Origin of the sequence: Fibrobacter sp. UWB10 (assembly GCF_900182935.1) — a bacterium.
GTDB lineage: Bacteria > Fibrobacterota > Fibrobacteria > Fibrobacterales > Fibrobacteraceae > Fibrobacter > Fibrobacter succinogenes_O.
Window position 1 is genome coordinate 150,842 of the sequence record NZ_FXUE01000003.1, and the last position, 17,080, is coordinate 167,921.

Sequence of the window (17,080 nt, forward strand, 5' to 3'; positions counted from 1 at the left end):
GTGCAAAATCCTATAAAACTGGAAGAGGCAAAGGAAGAGAAAATTGTGGATGTAATGGAGCAGAATATCAATGCCGTCATTCCGCAAATGATGGCTTCTGCTGGGTATATATGGAACCTATATTATGACGTTACAAGAAAACATTATGTGTTACAGGTGAAATTGAAAAGACGAAAGATGATTGAGATTAACCTTAACGAAAATAATTTTCTGACAATAATTCCCGAACAGTTGACTATTATCGCTCAAATTTATCAGGTGTTTGAAAAAGTCCCCTTTGCAGTGAACATTAGGAATTGTGGCCGAAACATCGATTGGAAAACAGGGAATACGCGGATTTAATATGGTGAACAAAATGTATTCCATGTTGGAGTAATTTTCTTGAGTTTTTGGAGGAAAATAAGTATAGATTTAGAAGAAAAAGAGGTGCTACCATGCTTTATAGTGTCAATTTCAATAAAGACAATATAAATTCCTTCGTTAATTCCGATGAGGATGAACAGAAAAAAGAATTAATAACGGAGAAACTCAAAAAATTGAAGACTATACAAAGTCTTTCTTTTGAACAATTAACAAATCGAATGAAAGAAAAGGAAGTTGTCAAAGTTGTTAGCTGCTATTATGGTATAAATCAATTAAATGATTTCTTAAAAAATTTAACCGGGAGAAATCGGTCTACTGATGTTATTCTTTGTGCAACTGGAGTCTCTAAGGAAAATTGGGATGTTCAAGTGAAAGCGTTATTAGATGATAAAATGGGCGTTCGATTGGGACAACGGCAAAATGTTTACTTGTATACGAAATTTGCTTTATTGCATTCTAAAATCTATTTCTCTAAAAGTATTCGCTATTCATCTGCTTATGGGGCTACATGCCTTTTGGGAAGCGCCAATCTTAGTCAAAATGCATTTGAATGCAACGAGGAAATTTTAGCTGATATATATGATGATGAAACAAAAAATGCTGTTGAAAACTATATAGATTTCATTTTAAGTGATAAAGACAACCTTATTGATATTAGGGCTTTGCAAAACCAAAAACGAAAGGAAGGGGCAAACTTTAAACTTGATTTGACAAATTACGGACAACAAACAACAAGTGTGTTAGATTGCTTGTTGTCTGGCTATTTGGCTTTTAAGTGCAGTCGTAATTTTTCTTTAGGTTTTTCGAATGACGATTGGAGAAAGGAAATCAATAATACTACAGAGAACACTGAATATATAAAAAATCAAAAAACTCTTGATATGGCCGCTGTTTTGGGTGTCGAGGGGTTAGATGAATTTAATGATGATTCAGAGGAAGAAAAAAAATCAGACTCAACATCACAAAAGAAACATCGTATTTCAATAAGAGCAAATTCAATAGAAACATGCTTTGGATATTGGGTTCCTCAAGAAGCTATTGCTAAAATATATTCTTTAATAAAAAATCCACAAAAAGAGGATGATTACAAAAAAATTAAAGAGGTGATTAAAGGAGCGCTTGAAAACAATCAAAAAAAACTAACAGATGACGTGCATAAAAGGTTGATGAAAGCTTTTGATGATGTCGGATTGGCTGAATCAAGGAGAGATTATTTTGAAGCTAAAATTGTTGATCATATAGAAACAAAGTTGCGTTACTATGAAAAAAATAAGAGTCTCTACCTTTCTGGCTGTTATTTTATTACGCCCATGCCGAATTTCTTTGAAGATCCTACCACTAAATTGGAGTTCCTAGATTCTTTTTGGGAGAATGTACAATTTAGAAGAGATTCAAACTATATTGCTAAAAATATATATAATCTTTTTAAGGGAGATGGCGATGAAATGATGGATTTGTCTAATGAACTGAATGAAGTTTGGGATTAATCATTAGTCTTTGTTAACTTTAAAGCGGCAACCAAGGTAATCTTGGTTGCCGTTTCGAAAATAGCGAGCACTCAAGGAACTAATTTATATAAATAGTGACCACTTTTCTCGGCTTAACGAAACAATCACAAAGCATATTGTCATCTTTACACTCATAAGCCATCGCTTCGCCCGTTTCCATAAGGCTCTTTAGGCTCTCAAAAATGAGCCACATCTCTTTATGATATGTCGTGATGGCATACACGAGATTCTTTGGGTTGATGGATGCTACTCTAATTTTTTCGTTTCTGTAAAGCATGTCCTTGATATTCTGCGATTTTCCATTAGCCAAAAAATGGAAATGAAGAATATATTCGTTTTGTCTTTGCATAGCCGACTTCATCGGATTCGTTTCAATCATAAAAGACCCCTTTATATAAAGTTACACAACTAGCATCTATTTCATAAAATAAATGCTATCCTATATTGAAACGCTATATTGATTTTAACGAGTTGTCGTTAAATATGTTTGTATTTTAATATGTTTAAAGCAGCTAATTGTTGCTTAATATACAAAATAGAAAATTTTTATTAAAACTACAACAGTAATAATCATTTTTTTTCGTAACGTCTCTATTTGTCGCGTAGAGTATGTATTTTGAAGATGTCTATTCACTTCTCCAACCTACTCTATGCATAATCATTCAGAAAATTCCGCCAAGTCCAAATCCGACGCTTGTCATAATTTCTGGCAGCCGCTTGTCAAGAAGATTTATGCCTGCAATACCGACGGAATCTTCCCGGATAAGGATGGTGTTTATGCGGCTTTTGTTCGCTTGCAAAAGACGCGGCCAAATGGAGGCTTCGAAATTTCTTATAAGCAAGAATCCAGGGGCTATCGCGAATGCGATAAGACGCAGGCCATCTGCATTTCGAAATCTTTTGAGGGGCGGGGATCTATCGGCCTTATCGTGAATTGCGAGGCCGAGTTTTTAAGCATTCATTTTGAGTATGCGGATATAGAAGCGTTCAACGTCCCTTTTCGGCGCTGTCAATGTGACCTCGGCGCCACTCTCGATAATTTCGCAAATTTCATCGAGGAATTTCCAAGTTACTGCGAACAGTCTTCAAGAATCATAACCGAGATCGAAAAAGAGCGGAAGCTGGAAGAAATCGCACGGGATACAATCCGTGCGACGGTTTCGCACATTATGGAATCTTCAAAGTACTCCTGGAATTTGACCGAAAATGAAAATACCTTTTCGCTAGAAGTCTCAATTAATGACGAATACACCGTCGAAATGGATTTCAACACTCAAAATTATCTAGAACGAATCCCGGCTTTGCAAGGTATCTTGAAACAAACGGAAAACTTCTTAAAAGAAATTCCGCTCCCGATAACGATTCAGTTACAAGAAAAATCTTGAGGTGCAAAAATTTCCTCCTTTAATTGTTGTTCCCCTTGACAATCGTCATCCATGAATTTATATTTGTAGTGAACAAGTGTGTAGTCTCGTCTTTTTTGCATGTAGACGAGAAGGAGTTTAGATGAAGAACGATGTAACGGCGATTGCCAAATCCGAATTTTCCCTGATAGACGAAAATATGCTCAAGTCGCGGATATATACAATTCGCGGGCTCAAGGTCATGCTTGATGCCGACTTGGCGGAAATTTATGGATATAGTACGAAGGCTTTTAACCAACAGGTTAAGAATAATATCGAAAAATTTGATGAAGACTTTCGATTTCAGCTGTGTAGAAATGAATACCGTGAAATTCTAGGGTCAAAATTTTTGACCCTAGAACAGGGAAAATATTCAAAAACAAGCCCTTACGCCTTTACTGAGCAAGGCATTTACATGCTTATGACCGTTCTTAAAGGTGAGCGAGCGACGGCGCAAAGCAAGGCTCTTATCCGTCTTTTTAAGCAGATGAAGGACTACATCATTGCGGAAAATCGGAATTTATTGGGTTATGACGGCATTGCCCAAATTGCCGTGCAAACGGAACGGAATACCAAGGATATTGCGGACATTCAGTCCGACCTTCAGAAGGTTATGGAAAATTTTGTCGATCCTTCGACTTTCAAGCATTTCTTGATTTTGGATGGGCGGAGGCTGGACGCTGATGTCGCCTATACGCAAATTTACGGTATGGCGAAGAAGTCCATCACGATTATCGATGACTATGTCGGTGTAAAGACGCTTGACCTGCTGCGCGGAATCGCCAAGGGCGTTTCCGTAACGATCTATAGCGATGAAAATGGTTACGAATCACTGACTGAACAGATTCAGAAGGATTTCTTGAAGGCGCGCCCTGATGTTAAATTCAATAAGAAAGAAACGAAAGAAAAATTCCACGACCGCTATATCTTTCTGGACTACGGATTAAGAGGAGAAAAACTTTTCCACTGCGGCGCTTCAAGTAAAGATGCGGGCAACAAAATCACTACCATCATGCAGATTGAAAACACGGAAATTTATCATGTTTTGGTGGAAAAATTATCCGTCAAGCCTCAGTTATGATTCTGTACGGTTTCTTCAATTCCTTTATGCGGCGGATGTTTTCGCCGGTGCCTTTGCTTTTTCCGTCCCAAACCATGAGAGCCGTATCGCAGTCTTGCGCCATTTGGATGTCTTTCACATACTGGAATGCGTTTCCTGTAAGGCCTTTGGCGGCTTCTGCGCAAGAACGCACTTTTGCACCTGTAACATAGTTGTTCCTTGGCGTTTCACCGCTGCAATAAATGGTCACGTTACCGCACCCTTTGGATTCCAAATACTTTTGTACCGCAACGTCAACGCCGTAACAATCTCCTACAAGAAATTCTGTACCCAGGGCAATATGTTCGTCAAGTAAAGATTTCACTTCTTCGGACAATGCCGAAATTGACTTTGAACCGGAGATGAAAACTTTCATCAGCCCTCCTTTTTTATATAGAAGAATCGGTTAAGTTCGTGGTCGGTTCCGATGGTTTTACCATAGCAGATAAGAACCCACGGGTTTGGCCACGCCTTGTCAATGGCGTCTAAGAAGGCTTTTTCCATTTCTACGGCTCTTTTGTCAAGATCCGTGGCGTCGACAACGATGTCGATGTGGGCAAGGAGCCCTTTATGTTCGGTAAGCCGCGAAAACGCCTCTAAATTGTTTTCCTGGATCTCGTTCCCATTGTTCGCAAGAATGTAGCCTGCGATATATTCCCACATCTCGTTCCGTTCTTTTTCGTCTGCATACGAACGCTTTACTAGCGATTTCAAGTCGTTGTATTTTTGTGTCGATGTCATAATAGTGTTCATATTTGAACTCCTTATTTTAATTTATCTTCAGAATTTAGCAACTTCATCAACTCTATTAGTCGAAATTCATTTCTTGAAAAATGATGGTCTTGCCCTGGCACAACCACAACGTGCATGTTTTCACGTTCGTGGAGCTTGAGAAGGCCTGCTAAATGTGTCGAAGGGTCAAGACTTCCGAAAACGAATATCATCATGTCGCCATCAAACGCCTTGGCGCTACGGCATATCCTAGTTGTGTTTATCATGAGCGGAGGGTTCACCAATAGAAAACGGCTGATTTCTGGGAACAGCGCTCGGCCTATGCACCCGATGGATGCGCCCATCGACATTCCCATAAAATAGATTTGTGTCTGCCCGCTAATCTCAAATTCAGATTTTACCACTTCGGCAAATTGAATCATTTGGATTATGTCCGATGATGGAGTAGATGCGCAAACTACCGAAAACCCGTACAGGTCCCGCATTTCGCAAGCGAGTTTCAAGTACTTGTTGCGATACCCGTAAATGGAACCATCTTGTCCAGCTTTTATCAGCAGAATTTTCTGTCGATTGCCGCCGAAGATGAATCCGTAATCAACTTGATTTTCTCCATCGCCCAAAGATTTAATTAAATCGAATTGCATTGTGTACCCCTATATGGTTTATTTAAAAGACAATCCTTAAATCCGTTTTCCATCTTAAACTTTCTGTTCAGCAGGAGCTCAAGGCGTTTCTCGTCCCGCTTTCGGCAATTGACTTCGTGCAGCATGAGAATTTTTTGTGTAACCATTTTGGGGGAAGGCAATTCAAAATGGTATGTTCGAGTAGGATATATTGAAGAATCGTCATCAATATAATTTGGTCTGATGACAACAAATTCTCCTTCTTTACCGTCAACATGCTTCCATAGAAAATTATCAAAATCAAGCGAATTAGTCGTATTTACAGCATATATCCAATTGATAGATAATCTCTTTGATTCAGCAATCCAATCGCAGTGGATTATATACTTGGCATTCTTTGGAATATCCAATCCCATCATATACGGAAACGAGACTGTTTCCTCTAATGAAGATAACTCGTATTTTAATCGAGAACAAAATACACCATGATAACAAGCCTCATCCGCTTTACTAGATAGAATTAAATATGTACCTGCGGGAACTTCATCTCCTGATAGCGAAAAATTCGGAGATTTCTGAGCAAGAGCCAAAAACATCTCCAGTTTCTGTACCGTGATTGTTTCTGCCCAATTCCATAATTCAACGAACATCGAAAACAATCGATTGTGTTTCTCGCCATCAAATGCATCGCTTTCAAATAAGACTATTTCATCTTCAAAGTAACCCACCGAATAGCTGTCGTTATATTTTTTCACGAGCGTCATGCCATATCTTCTTTGCGGAAGAAGAAATAGGCTCATGTCAACGCATCTGCAGTGACGAACTTCGACGTTTTTCGTGGAAATCAATTGTCTCAATAGTTTCCAATCGACATTGTTTGAAATGTCCGTCAATATCCGCAATTTCCCAGCGCCAACCGAAAGTGTCATTCCTGCAGAGTAATCAGGATGAACGGGAGTATTTTCTTTGCCGGGTGTAGATAAGGTTCCCAAATTTAGGCTAGGAATGCAAATCCTTCGTTCTTCGTCATCCTTCGTGAAAAATTTTGCCAATCGACTGCAGGCGTCATCATCTACACAGATATTCATAATGTCCCCTTTTTTGCTACGATAAATGCTGTCGTAAATGTTTAATACATCACGGTATTACCTCGCTCCATTTTACGAAACATGTTTCCTTGAGCGAGTCGGCAAATGCAGCGTCCGTTTGGAATTTCTTGGTTAGCGCATTTTCGATTTTCTTGGTGTATTCTTCGAAATGAAAATCAAATACATCCATTGCCATATAGATATTCTTGCTGTAGTAGCGTTTGGGGCGTGGGTAAGTATCCGCAACGGACGAATCTTTGTCCCATTTTTGAACAATGGAAAAGCCATGCTCCGGGTAATAGGATTCAAGGGTTTCGTCTATTTCTCGGATGGGATTGTTTCCGAAAACTCGGAAGGTTTGGTCGTGTTTGATATGTTTCGTCTGTGTGTCCATGTGGCAAATGACGATTTGTTCCGCATCTTTGGGAATCTTGATGCCCACGAAATAGGCGAAACTATAGATGTCGGAGTCACCACGTTCTATTTCGCCGCTGAAGATGCTACGGTTTATTGCGCTTTCATCCCGTTCCTCCCATAATTCAGAATCATCCTTTTTCCCCTCAGGCAAAAGGAAATAGGTGTGTTGCAGGAGTTCTTTGTCAGAATCTTCTCTATCGTCGCCCCATAGCCTGTTAAAATGCTCAATCTTTTCACCCGTAATCGGTTCGGCATCTTCCCAAAAGCTATCGAATAATCTTTGGAATGGTTTGTAATCTGTGGTTTTCGTGGCAATGGAATTGTCTTCGAAATCATCATAAGAACCGTCGCAAGGTGTTGGGCTCACGATGCTGAAGGCCTGCTTTTCTCCAAGATGAACGAATAGAAGCATATTCAGATTTTGGATATGTCTGATTTCGATATCAGAATATTGCAAAAAGTCCCAAAGTGTGCTCCAATTTGGATTGTTGAGGACATCCGTCAAAATCCGGATTTTAGAACCTTCTTCAATTCGACTCATCTCTAACGAATCAGGATCATCAGGGTCTTCGTCATCTTCGTCTTCAATGAATGATGTGTAACCGTCAAAAAGCCCTGGGACATTATCATTCAGCGATGGAAGCGCCACGAGGCGTTCCCCGTTGTTGGCATCCCAAAAGTCATGCATCAGGTTCATCAGGGGGTTGCCTTCGTAAACCTTGCCGTCAACTTTCTTTGCATTTTTCATGTTTGCGCTCCTTATTTTGATATATCATCAAAATAGGTTTTTACTGCGACAAATAATGTCGTGTTTGAAGGCGTGAAAAAAAACGCATTAGGCGGGCATGATAAGTAGAAGCCATTGTTTTTGCGAGGCTCTAGAATGTTTTTTTGCTTTACCGCCAGGGGTTTTGGCGGTAGGTGCTGTCGAGGAAAAACGAAAAGTCGCGGAGCTTTTTGCGGAGCGAAATAGGTTTGATGACTTCGGCACTATCGGCGTATGAGAGTACCCAGCGGAAAAGAAGATCGTCGTTGAGAGCTTTCATCGTGACAAGTAGGCGACCATTGCGAAGTTTTTCCACTTTCATGGATCTTTGGAAAGGTCTTTCTTCAAGGTAGGCCTGCACATCATCCTTGAAAATGATTTCGACATCTTCGGCATTCGGGTCTTGCGGCCCAAAAATGGCAGAACCGAGCTGCACACGCTTGCGCAACATTTCAAGAGTCTTTGGGTTGTCCTGAAAGGTTTCCTTGGTGAGTTCGACCTTCTGAATTCGACGGAATTTGAGTGTATAAGTCTCGCCAGGATGCGACTGCGACTCGCAACCGATGTAGATTTCGCCCTGGTACAAGATGACCATCAGCGGAATCCGCATATGAGGGATATTCCCAGTTTCGCTGATATAGGTGACGAGGATTTTTCGGCGTTCGTGAATCGCCCGCAGAATCACCTTGAGTTTTTCGCTGGAATCTTCCTCGAACATGGGAGGGGTTCCCGCAAAAAGAATTCGCGAATTCAGGTCTTGAGCGAGCTGTTCCACGGCCTTTTTTTCGTTCGAAGGCAGACTTTTCTGGATTTTTTCAAGCAGATCCGTGACAGTCTCGCTTGCGGCGGGGTACATATTCGCGATGCGCTGCAGGAACACGAAATGCAGCATGGTGTTTTCAAAATTCGGGAACAACAGGTTGTCCGCCGATTTAATTGCAGATTGATAAAGGTAGGCTCGTCGGTCGCCGCTCACGCGGATATAGGCGCCTCCATTAATGGAGGCAAGGAAATTCATATCTCGTTGCACATTGCGACGCTCGTTTTCAGGAATCTCCAATGCGGCCATCAAATCGTTGATGGTGTAGGCTCTGCTCGGATTCGAAATCAGGAGCGCAAAAAGCTGGACGGTGCGTTCGCCGCGGGTAATTTCTGCCATAATAAACCTCTAAAACTTAATATATCTTATTACTGCGACAAAAGATGTCGCGATGCTTCTGCTTTTGCGTTTTTTTGGTGAAAAATGTAGGACAACTTGAATAGTAAACAAAAATGCCCCTGCTCAGAGCTACTTGAGCGGGGGCACCTTTATTCCCAAAGAGACACAAAAGAGGGAATTGGATTTTTTGATTCAACCTAGCAAGCCCGCATCTGAATGCTATGGCAACAATCAGAGTTAGACTTGGCTAACTAAAAGTTAGATAAAACTAACTACAAAAACAAGGGCAAAATCGCGAAAATAATGTAAATTTTTTTTATAATATTAGTTTAATCTAAATAAATACGCTTCCTATAATAATTTTAGCCTTGCCTAATTAGATTTATTAAACTATATTAGCCGCGTCTAAATAAGGCTGGTTAAAATGGACCATACGAAACTAACTCAAAGTTTAGAAGACTACTTGGAAATGGTGCACATGTTGCGCTTGGCGAACGGGCTTGCCCGCGTCAAGGATATTGCGGCGGCTCTTGCCGTGAAAATGCCGTCGGTCGCAAAGGCCATGGTTGAACTCAAGAAGATGGGCCTTGTAAGGCAGGAACCCTACAGCGGTGTAGAACTCACCGAAGAGGGCGAACGCGTTGCCGCCATGATTTTGAACCGTCATATTCTTCTGAAGGGATTCCTGATTAAGCTGGGCGTGTCCGAGGCGATTGCCGATAAGGATGCCTGCAGTATGGAACATATTCTTTCGGCAGAAACGCTCGGTAAGATTGAAGATTTTGTGAAACCGTCGAATGCGATTGCCTCGGCAAAAGTTTCTTCGGTGAAAAAACTAAGGGTTGTCAAAAACACAAAGTAAACAGGAAGGCTCCGCTCAAGAGTTTTCCCGTTTTTATATGAGGATGATATGAGCTGTAATTGTGGTTGCGGCGGAAAGTCGCAAACGAAAAAGTGGAGTACCGAGCCCAAGTTCTCGGAACTCAAAAAGGGCGACAAGGTGGAAATCGTCGGCTATAACGAAGGCGATTCTCGCTACAAGTCCAAGCTTCTTTCGATGGGGCTTGTGCGTGGCGTTCAGATCGAAGTCTTGCAAGCTGCCCCGCTCGGCGATCCGATCGAAGTGGCCGTGCTTTCTTATAGACTCTCGCTCCGTAAAGAAGAAGCGAACGTGCTCAAGCTGAGGAGGGTATAATGGCTGCTAGAAAACTTTTGACGATTGCTATTGCCGGTAACCCGAACTGCGGTAAGACGGCTCTCTTTAACGCCCTTACGGGTGCCCGTCAGCATGTGGGTAACTGGCCCGGCGTGACTGTCGAAAAGAAAGAAGGTTATTTTGAACTGGGTGACCGTCAGATTCGCCTGGTGGACCTTCCGGGTACTTACGCTCTGTTCGCAAATGCCGAAGACGAACGCGCTGCTGTCGATTACTTGCTTAGCCGCGAAGCAAGCTTGATCATCAACATCGTCGATGCCACGAACCTGGAACGTAACCTGTTCCTCACGAGTCAGCTTGCCGATATGCATATCCCGATGGTGATTGCCGTCAATATGATGGATATCGCCGAAAATCGTGGAATCCAGCTGGATCTCGATGAGCTTTCTGACGTTTACGGCGTGCCGTGCATTCCGCTTTCCGCTGTGAGCGAAAAGAGCGTCACCAATTTCATTAGCCAGATGGGCCATGTGCTGGCATCTCCGATGCCGCTCCCGAAACAGATGGTTTATGGTGACAAGATTGAAGAAACCGTTAAGGTCTTGGAACCGAAGGTGGCTCCGGTCGCAAAGCTCTTGGATGCGGACGCTCGTTGGGTTTCGCTCATGTATTTGGGCAACCAAAACAGCTATGCCGACAAATTTGCCGAAGCTGGCGTGAAGATTAACAAGGCTGACGTTACAAAGATTCTTGGTGAAGAACCGGAATTTGCAATGGCCGAAAACCGCTATTCCATTTCGCACAATGTGGCTGGCAAGGCAATTGTCGCTGCACGCGAGAAGAAGACCTTCTCGGATAAGCTTGATGCTGTGCTTTTGAACCGCTGGGCGGCGCTCCCGATCTTCCTTGTCATCATGTATTTGGTGTTCTGGGTAGCAGTCACTATCGGTTCTGCATTCATTGATTTCTTTGATGTACTGTTTGGTGCAATTTTTGTGGACGGTCTCGGCTACGTGCTCACGGATGTTCTCCATGCGCCGGGCTTTGTGTCCGCTATTCTCGCCGACGGTATCGGTGCCGGTATCCAGACGGTTTCGACCTTCATTCCGGTCATCTTCTTCATGTTCCTGTGCCTTTCGTTCTTGGAAGACTCGGGTTACATGGCTCGTGCCGCTTTCGTTGCAGACCGCTTCATGAGATTCCTTGGCCTTCCGGGTCGCGCCTTCGTGCCGATGATGGTGGGCTTTGGTTGCGGCGTGCCTGGCATTATGGGCTCTCGCGTGCTGGAATCCAAGCGTGAACGTTTCCTCACCATCTTCTTGGTGCCGTTCATGAGCTGCGGCGCTCGCCTTCCTGTGTATGCGCTGTTCGCTGCTGCATTCTTTGGCAAGATGGCTGGCACGGTCGTGTTCCTGCTTTACCTTGCTGGTGTATTGTTCGCTGTTGCTTACGGTCTCTTCTTGAAGAAGTCCCTGTTCCAGGGCCAGGCCAGCAACTTTGTGATGGAACTTCCGCCGTATCACTTGCCCAAGTTCAAGTCCCTGATGATTCACTGCTGGCAGCGCCTGCGCGACTACATCTGGCGTGCTGGTAAGGTGATTACGCTTGCCGTTGCAATACTTGGCTTCCTCAACAGCTTCGGCATTGTGGAGAAGTCTGTGGACGAAAATGCTCCGGCCGATGAACCGGCAGGTTTTGAATTTACAGCCGGTAACGGGGATTCCGAAAATAGCTTGCTCTCTGTAATCGGTAAGGCGATTACGCCGGTGTTCGAACCGTTCGGTGTCGAAAAGGAAAACTGGCCGGCCTCTGTGTCCTTGTTCACGGGTCTTTTGGCCAAGGAAGCCGTTATCGGTACCATGAATTCGCTGTATTCTATGGCGGGTGAAAATGCAGAAGCTCCTGCAGAAGAGCCGAAGGCAGAAGAACCTGCTGCAGAAACTCCGGCTGCTGAAGCCCCGGCTCCGGAACAGGTTGCCGCTGTTGCTGACAGTGCCGCTGCTCCTGCAGAAGCTGCCGAAGCACCTGCTGAAGAAAAGGCTGAAGAAGAAAAGGTGCTTATCGCCGGTGTAGACGAATGCCCCGCCGAAGAAGAGGAAGAAGGTGGCGCTCCCGATATCAAGGGTGCCGTACTTGAAGCTCTCGGCTCGATTCCGGCAAATCTCTCTGAAGTCATCGGCTCGCTTACCGACATTCTCGGAACCGCCGGTGAATTGGAAGGCCAGGAAGCTGCCGAACTCAAGAAAGAAACTCTCGACAAGATTACTGATGCCAAGGTGCTGACCTGCGAAGAATTTGCTGCCATCGCTACCTTCGGCGAAGAAGAAGAGGATGAAAAGACCCGCGAAGCCGTGTTCGAAAAGCTCGCTGCTGCTGGCATCACGCTCGACGAAGACGAAATGGGTGCTCTCGAAGAAGGCGACCTTTCCGAAACCGCCGACATCTACGCTAACCTCCGCTCTTACTTCCACAATCCGGATAAGAACGGTAACCCGGTGGATGGCTTTAACTGGCAGGTGTTCGCATTCCTCATCTTTATCTTGCTCTATGTACCTTGCCTTGCTGCAATGGGTGTCGTAGCCCGTGAAATCGGCCTCGGCCTTGCTATCCTTATGGCAACGGTTCAGACGATTCTTGCTTGGGCTGTGGCTGTTCTCCTTTACCAGGTGCCGGTTGGAGGCGATACCAAGTGGATTGTTGCCGCTATCGTGGCTCTTGTGGGTACGGGAATCTTCCTCAAACTCTTCGGCATGAAGGCTAATAAGGAAAAGAGATTCGAAGACTAACCTTTTAGAATCAAGAACCATTAAGGGCTGGTAGGCCCAAAACCTGCCAGCCCTTAATTAAAAAGCTTGAATTAGATTTGTCTAATTTGTGAAACTAAACTGAAACATCTTGGCACGCATTTTGCAATAATAGCACACAGAAGGCGATAGCCAAGCGTTTTTGTAGCACTATTTGTAAAAAACCTGACGGAGTGTTACAAAAACAGAAAATAAATCCGTCAAGGGAGAGAAAAATGAAGAATCGTTTGACGTCTAATCTTTTGTTCGGCCTTGCCGCCGCTTCCTTCTTTGCAGTGTCTGCATTTGCTCAGGAAGCCGCCCCTGCCGCCGAAGCCCCCGCTGCAGCCCCTGTTGCTGAAGCTCCTGCTGCAGCCCCTGCTGAAACTCAGGCCGCTCCTGCTCAGGAAGCCCCTGTCGTCGCTCCGGCACAGGAAACACCGGCTGAACAGCCTGTCGCTGCCGCTCCTGCTGAAGAAGAAAAATCCGCTGAATCTGCTCCTGCTGAAAATACAAACCCGGGCGAAGTGGCCGACGCTGCCGGTAACGCTTTCGACATGCTCAAGGCCAGCATGAGCGAAGGTACTTCTGAAGCCAAGATGGAAGTTAAGTATAATGGCGAAGTTGAATTTGACATCTACACGGGCAATGTCTTGGAAGATGAAGACCTGAACCATTCCTATGCTTCTACCTTTGACCTGAATTTTGAAGTCAAGTTCAATGAAAAGTGGTCTGCTTTCGTGGGTCTTGAAGCCGATGGTGAAACGACGGATCCGTTTGCCATTTACAATGGTGCCTACATTCAGTATCAGCCGGCTGAATTCTTCGCCGTCAAGCTGGGTGACCTGACCTTCTCGGAAGGTGCATTTGTTGCCTACTATGACTACGATGATCCTGCTGACAATGCTGCTGGCATGAAGGAACATGATATCCGTGGTTTTGAAATTGACTTGGCTGGCTTTATTCTTGGCTTTGGCTTTGGTCGTGGCGGTAACGACTGGGCCGACGAAGATGGTGCCAAGGTTTACGATGTCCACGCCGCTTACGAATTCGACTATGCCGGTCAGCACTTGCGTCCGTATGTGGACTACAAGAGCTTCCAGACCACTCAGCATAACGAACTCCATGCCGGTGTAGAAGCGGGCCTCTCTCTCGGTGGCTTTGGCTTCAGGGCTGTGTATGGTTTCCATGCTGATTACCTGATGGACGACGGTGATGTCGTGGAAGGTCAGGACTGGACTTCTACTGCCCACGCCTTCTTGGTTGAGCCGACTTTCGAAGTGGGTATGTTTGATATCAAGACGACTGCCTTCTACGCCCTCATCGACAGAGGTGATGCAGCCGAGGATGCTAGCGACCTTGATAACGGCGAAATCCCGGAATACTTCTTCCTGTACGCCGAACCGGCTTTCAAGTTTGCTGAATTCATCAAGGTTGGCATTCCTGTAGAATACCACACGCACACTTTGGATGATGATGACGATACCGCTGCTACGTTCGATGTCGGTGCCCGCGTCTACATCACTCCGGTCGAAAACCTGGAAATCACCGCTTTCGGCATGGTGGATGTTGCCGTGCAGGATAACGAAGACGATGACGCTCTGCGTTTCGGTCTTGAAACGGTGTACAGCTTCTAATTACCTCGCATAATGCGCAAAAAGGGGACTGTGGCGTTTTGCCGCGGTCCTTTTTTTATGTGAAGGGGAATGGCGGGCTTATTTCCCCTTCATACTTGCCTGGATTTTGGCGATGACTTCTTCTGGCGTCACGAAATTCAAAACGCTGAAAGCCGTCATTTCATTACCCATGTCCTTGAACGAGGCTCCAAAGTGATAAACCGTATCATCCACAAGCAAAAATCGATCGTGAATAGTGCGCATGGTCTTCAGTTCTAAGTCGGGATATTGCTTATTGTGCATGTCCTTGGCTGCCTTAAATTCGGGAGTGATACGTGCGGAATAAATGACAGCCTTAACATCTTTCGCACGCATTGCGGCAAATTTTAAAACCTCGAGATTTGCATATGGATCGATAAACACCACGGACCGCTTCGCGGATTTCACCAAATCAGCAATCAGAACAAGTCCGTCAAACCGAGTTCCTGTCGCAAGGATGCCTCCTGTGGGTGTTTGGACGGCTTTGACAAAGAAATCAATATGTTTTTCAACGGTCGAAAGACGATTGTCCACATTTTCGAGTTTCGTTCCCTGGTTTTCAATTAATTGCCGTTGTTCCTGAAACTGATTGGCGATCTGCATTCCAGTCGCAACCATTCGTTGATTTACGGCATAACCTTTGAGCATGTAGTCTTTCAGGATTTTATTTGCCCACTGGCGAAAACGTGTTCCTGCAATGGACTTGACTCGATAGCCGACGGAAATGATGACATCTAAATTATATAGGACGACTTCCGAAGATTGTGTTTTCCCTTTGATTGCGCCATGCGGAGTGGTATGTGCAAAATTTGCACATACCACTTTGGAATCTAATTCGCCTTCATTGAACGCGTTTTTGATTTGCTTTGCAATAACGGAACGATCTCTCTCGAATAATCGTGCCATCTGTGCCTGCGTGAGACAGACCGTCTCGTTTTCAACGCGCACCTCCAAGCGGACTTCACCTTCCGGCTGGTAAAGGACGATTTCACCAGAATCCGATTTCGCAATCGGATTCAACGAATCTCCATTTTCCTTGGTTTTTCCCATAGCCTTACCTATGGAACGCATGCCCCGTAACGGGCCCCTGTCGGGGGATATAAAAAAGCGTCAGTACTTCCGACGCAGAATGAAATATACAATACTATTCCAAGTTGGACTATGCCAAAATCGATGATTTTACCGAAATTTGCCTATTCTTGTGCTTAGATGGTATTTTCTTCTGTAATTATCGCTCACTTTGTAAATATTTATGTATTTTTGAAAGTAAATAGAGTTTTAGCTCTTGTTCTCACATTGAAATCGGGAAAATTTCAACTTACACGAGGACAAGGCGAACGCTCACGCAGGCACGCCGTTTTTGCGGTGTGTTTCAGTTTGCTGTGCCGACTTTTAGTCGGCCTTTGGTTGCATGACCAATGGGCAACAGCCCTTTCGGGGCGTGGGTCGTTTGCGTTTATCGTGTAAGGGCCCTTTCCCGAGCCTCAATGTGGTAAATGCAACGACTCACGCCTTTTTGTGTTCCTAAAATTGACTGGGTTCTTTGCGCCAGAGTTAATCTCTATGCGTTAATGAAGGGGAATGCCGTATGCCGTTCAAAGTAGAAATGGTGAAATCTGAGAACGAAAAAAATCGTGAAGAATTGTGGAAATTTTACGAAAAGGCTATAGAAGGAAGGAATGCTTTTTATAACCATTATGTTAAATATGTGAATTTATACGCAATATTTACTGGTGCATTGTTTGTAGCTTTCTATACCTTGTTAGGAAAGGGTGATTGCAAACTATATGCTGTGTTAGTTGCTTGTTTGGGAATGATTACATCCATTTTATGGTTGTGCAGTGTAAAAGGGTACTATTCCTGGATTATAAGTTGGATTAATGTGGTTAAATATTATGAAGAACGTTTAAACAGTGGTCTCTCTGTTCACGAAGCATGTTTTGTGTATGGGCTGTATTATGATTGCAATAAAGATTCCTGTATTTTAACAAAACCATCAAGTTTTTCGACGCAGAAATTGACTATGCTTTTTGTCGAATTAATGATTATTGGCTGGTTCTTTTCGATAATTCTATTGTTTGCGTCCAAACAGATTACAGAAATTTTCCAATTTTTGTTCGTTTTTTATCCAGTTGTAGTGTATCTGATAATTTTCTGCGTTGTTTTTGCTTCAATAATCGTTTGTGGGCGTATTCGGGAAAAAATAAAAGACAATGTAGAAGATCATTATAAATTGAAGCGTACAACTAGAGAGCATTTTTCTGTGGAGTCTCCACTTCCCCCAAATTGTCGCAACAAAGCCTAAACGCTTAACCTTTATACAAGAGG

The 17,080-nt window shown here is 43.9% G+C and carries 17 protein-coding genes; 9 read left to right on the forward strand and 8 right to left on the reverse strand.

Annotated features, from left to right (window positions below; all coding sequences use genetic code 11):
* The gene (locus tag QOL41_RS09510) at positions 1 to 342 is read left to right on the forward strand and encodes a hypothetical protein (protein WP_283429571.1); all 342 of its coding nucleotides are present in this window, start codon (positions 1 to 3) and stop codon (positions 340 to 342) included.
* A 92-nt stretch (positions 343 to 434) separates the two neighbouring features.
* Complete coding sequence (locus QOL41_RS09515) at positions 435 to 1,850, forward strand: phospholipase D-like domain-containing protein (protein ID WP_283429572.1); 1,416 nt, start codon at positions 435 to 437, stop codon at positions 1,848 to 1,850.
* Positions 1,851 to 1,929: 79 nt separating this feature from the next.
* Here QOL41_RS09515 and QOL41_RS09520 read toward each other — a convergent pair whose 3' ends face one another.
* Positions 1,930 to 2,250 carry a hypothetical protein gene (locus QOL41_RS09520; protein ID WP_283429573.1) on the reverse strand — a complete coding sequence of 107 codons (321 nt, stop codon included), beginning with the start codon at positions 2,248 to 2,250 and terminating at the stop codon, positions 1,930 to 1,932.
* 271 nt (positions 2,251 to 2,521) lie between these two features.
* Between QOL41_RS09520 and QOL41_RS09525 the strand changes: the two genes are divergently transcribed.
* Positions 2,522 to 3,256 (forward strand): hypothetical protein, encoded by a 735-nt coding sequence (locus tag QOL41_RS09525; protein WP_283429574.1) that lies wholly within the window; start codon positions 2,522 to 2,524, stop codon positions 3,254 to 3,256.
* 121 nt (positions 3,257 to 3,377) lie between these two features.
* The gene (locus QOL41_RS09530; protein WP_283429575.1) at positions 3,378 to 4,355 is read left to right on the forward strand and encodes an ORF6N domain-containing protein; all 978 of its coding nucleotides are present in this window, start codon (positions 3,378 to 3,380) and stop codon (positions 4,353 to 4,355) included.
* Here the strand turns inward: QOL41_RS09530 and QOL41_RS09535 are convergent.
* The 6 genes from QOL41_RS09535 to QOL41_RS09560 all read right to left on the reverse strand — a co-directional run bounded on the left by QOL41_RS09535 (position 4,339) and on the right by QOL41_RS09560 (position 9,158).
* A complete protein-coding gene (locus tag QOL41_RS09535) occupies positions 4,339 to 4,749 on the reverse strand; it encodes a hypothetical protein (protein ID WP_283429576.1) in 411 nt (136 codons plus the stop codon). The two genes, QOL41_RS09530 and QOL41_RS09535, sit on opposite strands and share 17 nt — an antisense overlap.
* Positions 4,749 to 5,126, reverse strand: a complete 378-nt coding sequence (locus QOL41_RS09540) for a hypothetical protein (protein ID WP_283429577.1) — start codon at positions 5,124 to 5,126, stop codon at positions 4,749 to 4,751. The genes QOL41_RS09535 and QOL41_RS09540 overlap by 1 nt, the downstream gene beginning before the upstream one ends.
* Before the next feature lie 11 nt (positions 5,127 to 5,137).
* A complete protein-coding gene (locus tag QOL41_RS09545; RefSeq protein ID WP_283429578.1) occupies positions 5,138 to 5,749 on the reverse strand; it encodes a hypothetical protein in 612 nt (203 codons plus the stop codon).
* On the reverse strand, positions 5,734 to 6,816 hold the full coding sequence (locus QOL41_RS09550) for a hypothetical protein (protein ID WP_283429579.1): 1,083 nt from the start codon (positions 6,814 to 6,816) through the stop codon (positions 5,734 to 5,736). Before QOL41_RS09550 ends, QOL41_RS09545 begins: the two co-directional genes overlap by 16 nt.
* A 49-nt stretch (positions 6,817 to 6,865) precedes the next feature.
* Positions 6,866 to 7,981 carry a hypothetical protein gene (locus QOL41_RS09555; protein WP_283429580.1) on the reverse strand — a complete coding sequence of 372 codons (1,116 nt, stop codon included), beginning with the start codon at positions 7,979 to 7,981 and terminating at the stop codon, positions 6,866 to 6,868.
* Between the two features lie 148 nt (positions 7,982 to 8,129).
* Complete coding sequence (locus QOL41_RS09560) at positions 8,130 to 9,158, reverse strand: helix-turn-helix transcriptional regulator (protein WP_283429581.1); 1,029 nt, start codon at positions 9,156 to 9,158, stop codon at positions 8,130 to 8,132.
* 424 nt (positions 9,159 to 9,582) lie between these two features.
* On the opposite strand from QOL41_RS09560, the gene QOL41_RS09565 reads away from it, so the two are divergent.
* From QOL41_RS09565 to QOL41_RS09580, 4 genes are all read left to right on the forward strand, one after another.
* Positions 9,583 to 10,020, forward strand: a complete 438-nt coding sequence (locus QOL41_RS09565; protein ID WP_088628100.1) for a metal-dependent transcriptional regulator — start codon at positions 9,583 to 9,585, stop codon at positions 10,018 to 10,020.
* A 48-nt stretch (positions 10,021 to 10,068) separates the two neighbouring features.
* Positions 10,069 to 10,353 (forward strand): FeoA family protein, encoded by a 285-nt coding sequence (locus tag QOL41_RS09570; protein WP_072799378.1) that lies wholly within the window; start codon positions 10,069 to 10,071, stop codon positions 10,351 to 10,353.
* The gene (gene feoB, locus QOL41_RS09575) at positions 10,353 to 13,100 is read left to right on the forward strand and encodes a ferrous iron transport protein B (protein WP_283429582.1); all 2,748 of its coding nucleotides are present in this window, start codon (positions 10,353 to 10,355) and stop codon (positions 13,098 to 13,100) included. Before QOL41_RS09570 ends, feoB begins: the two co-directional genes overlap by 1 nt.
* A 233-nt stretch (positions 13,101 to 13,333) precedes the next feature.
* Entirely contained in the window at positions 13,334 to 14,734 is a 1,401-nt protein-coding gene (locus QOL41_RS09580; RefSeq protein WP_199220933.1) for a hypothetical protein, read from the forward strand.
* Between the two features lie 78 nt (positions 14,735 to 14,812).
* On the opposite strand, the gene QOL41_RS09585 is transcribed toward QOL41_RS09580, so the two are convergent.
* Positions 14,813 to 15,802, reverse strand: a complete 990-nt coding sequence (locus QOL41_RS09585) for a virulence RhuM family protein (RefSeq protein ID WP_283429583.1) — start codon at positions 15,800 to 15,802, stop codon at positions 14,813 to 14,815.
* 538 nt (positions 15,803 to 16,340) lie between these two features.
* Here QOL41_RS09585 and QOL41_RS09590 point away from each other — a divergent pair.
* Positions 16,341 to 17,057: a RipA family octameric membrane protein gene (locus tag QOL41_RS09590; protein ID WP_073053846.1), complete on the forward strand. Its 717-nt coding sequence runs from the start codon at positions 16,341 to 16,343 to the stop codon at positions 17,055 to 17,057.
* Positions 17,058 to 17,080: the final 23 nt, after the last annotated feature.

Excerpts from the sequence above, each read along its gene's own strand:
- feoB (WP_283429582.1), top strand. The coding sequence starts at position 10,353 with ATGGCTGCTAGAAAACTTTTGACGATTGCTATTGCCGGTAACCCGAAC.
- QOL41_RS09530 (WP_283429575.1), top strand. The coding sequence starts at position 3,378 with ATGAAGAACGATGTAACGGCGATTGCCAAATCCGAATTTTCCCTGATA.
- QOL41_RS09550 (WP_283429579.1), bottom strand. The coding sequence starts at position 6,816 with ATGAATATCTGTGTAGATGATGACGCCTGCAGTCGATTGGCAAAATTT.
- QOL41_RS09535 (WP_283429576.1), bottom strand. The coding sequence starts at position 4,749 with ATGAAAGTTTTCATCTCCGGTTCAAAGTCAATTTCGGCATTGTCCGAA.
- QOL41_RS09580 (WP_199220933.1), top strand. The coding sequence starts at position 13,334 with ATGAAGAATCGTTTGACGTCTAATCTTTTGTTCGGCCTTGCCGCCGCT.
- QOL41_RS09545 (WP_283429578.1), bottom strand. The coding sequence starts at position 5,749 with ATGCAATTCGATTTAATTAAATCTTTGGGCGATGGAGAAAATCAAGTT.
- QOL41_RS09570 (WP_072799378.1), top strand. The coding sequence starts at position 10,069 with ATGAGCTGTAATTGTGGTTGCGGCGGAAAGTCGCAAACGAAAAAGTGG.
- QOL41_RS09565 (WP_088628100.1), top strand. The coding sequence starts at position 9,583 with ATGGACCATACGAAACTAACTCAAAGTTTAGAAGACTACTTGGAAATG.
- QOL41_RS09515 (WP_283429572.1), top strand. The coding sequence starts at position 435 with ATGCTTTATAGTGTCAATTTCAATAAAGACAATATAAATTCCTTCGTT.
- QOL41_RS09585 (WP_283429583.1), bottom strand. The coding sequence starts at position 15,802 with ATGGGAAAAACCAAGGAAAATGGAGATTCGTTGAATCCGATTGCGAAA.
- QOL41_RS09560 (WP_283429581.1), bottom strand. The coding sequence starts at position 9,158 with ATGGCAGAAATTACCCGCGGCGAACGCACCGTCCAGCTTTTTGCGCTC.
- QOL41_RS09540 (WP_283429577.1), bottom strand. The coding sequence starts at position 5,126 with ATGAACACTATTATGACATCGACACAAAAATACAACGACTTGAAATCG.
- QOL41_RS09520 (WP_283429573.1), bottom strand. The coding sequence starts at position 2,250 with ATGATTGAAACGAATCCGATGAAGTCGGCTATGCAAAGACAAAACGAA.
- QOL41_RS09590 (WP_073053846.1), top strand. The coding sequence starts at position 16,341 with ATGCCGTTCAAAGTAGAAATGGTGAAATCTGAGAACGAAAAAAATCGT.
- QOL41_RS09555 (WP_283429580.1), bottom strand. The coding sequence starts at position 7,981 with ATGAAAAATGCAAAGAAAGTTGACGGCAAGGTTTACGAAGGCAACCCC.
- QOL41_RS09525 (WP_283429574.1), top strand. The coding sequence starts at position 2,522 with ATGCATAATCATTCAGAAAATTCCGCCAAGTCCAAATCCGACGCTTGT.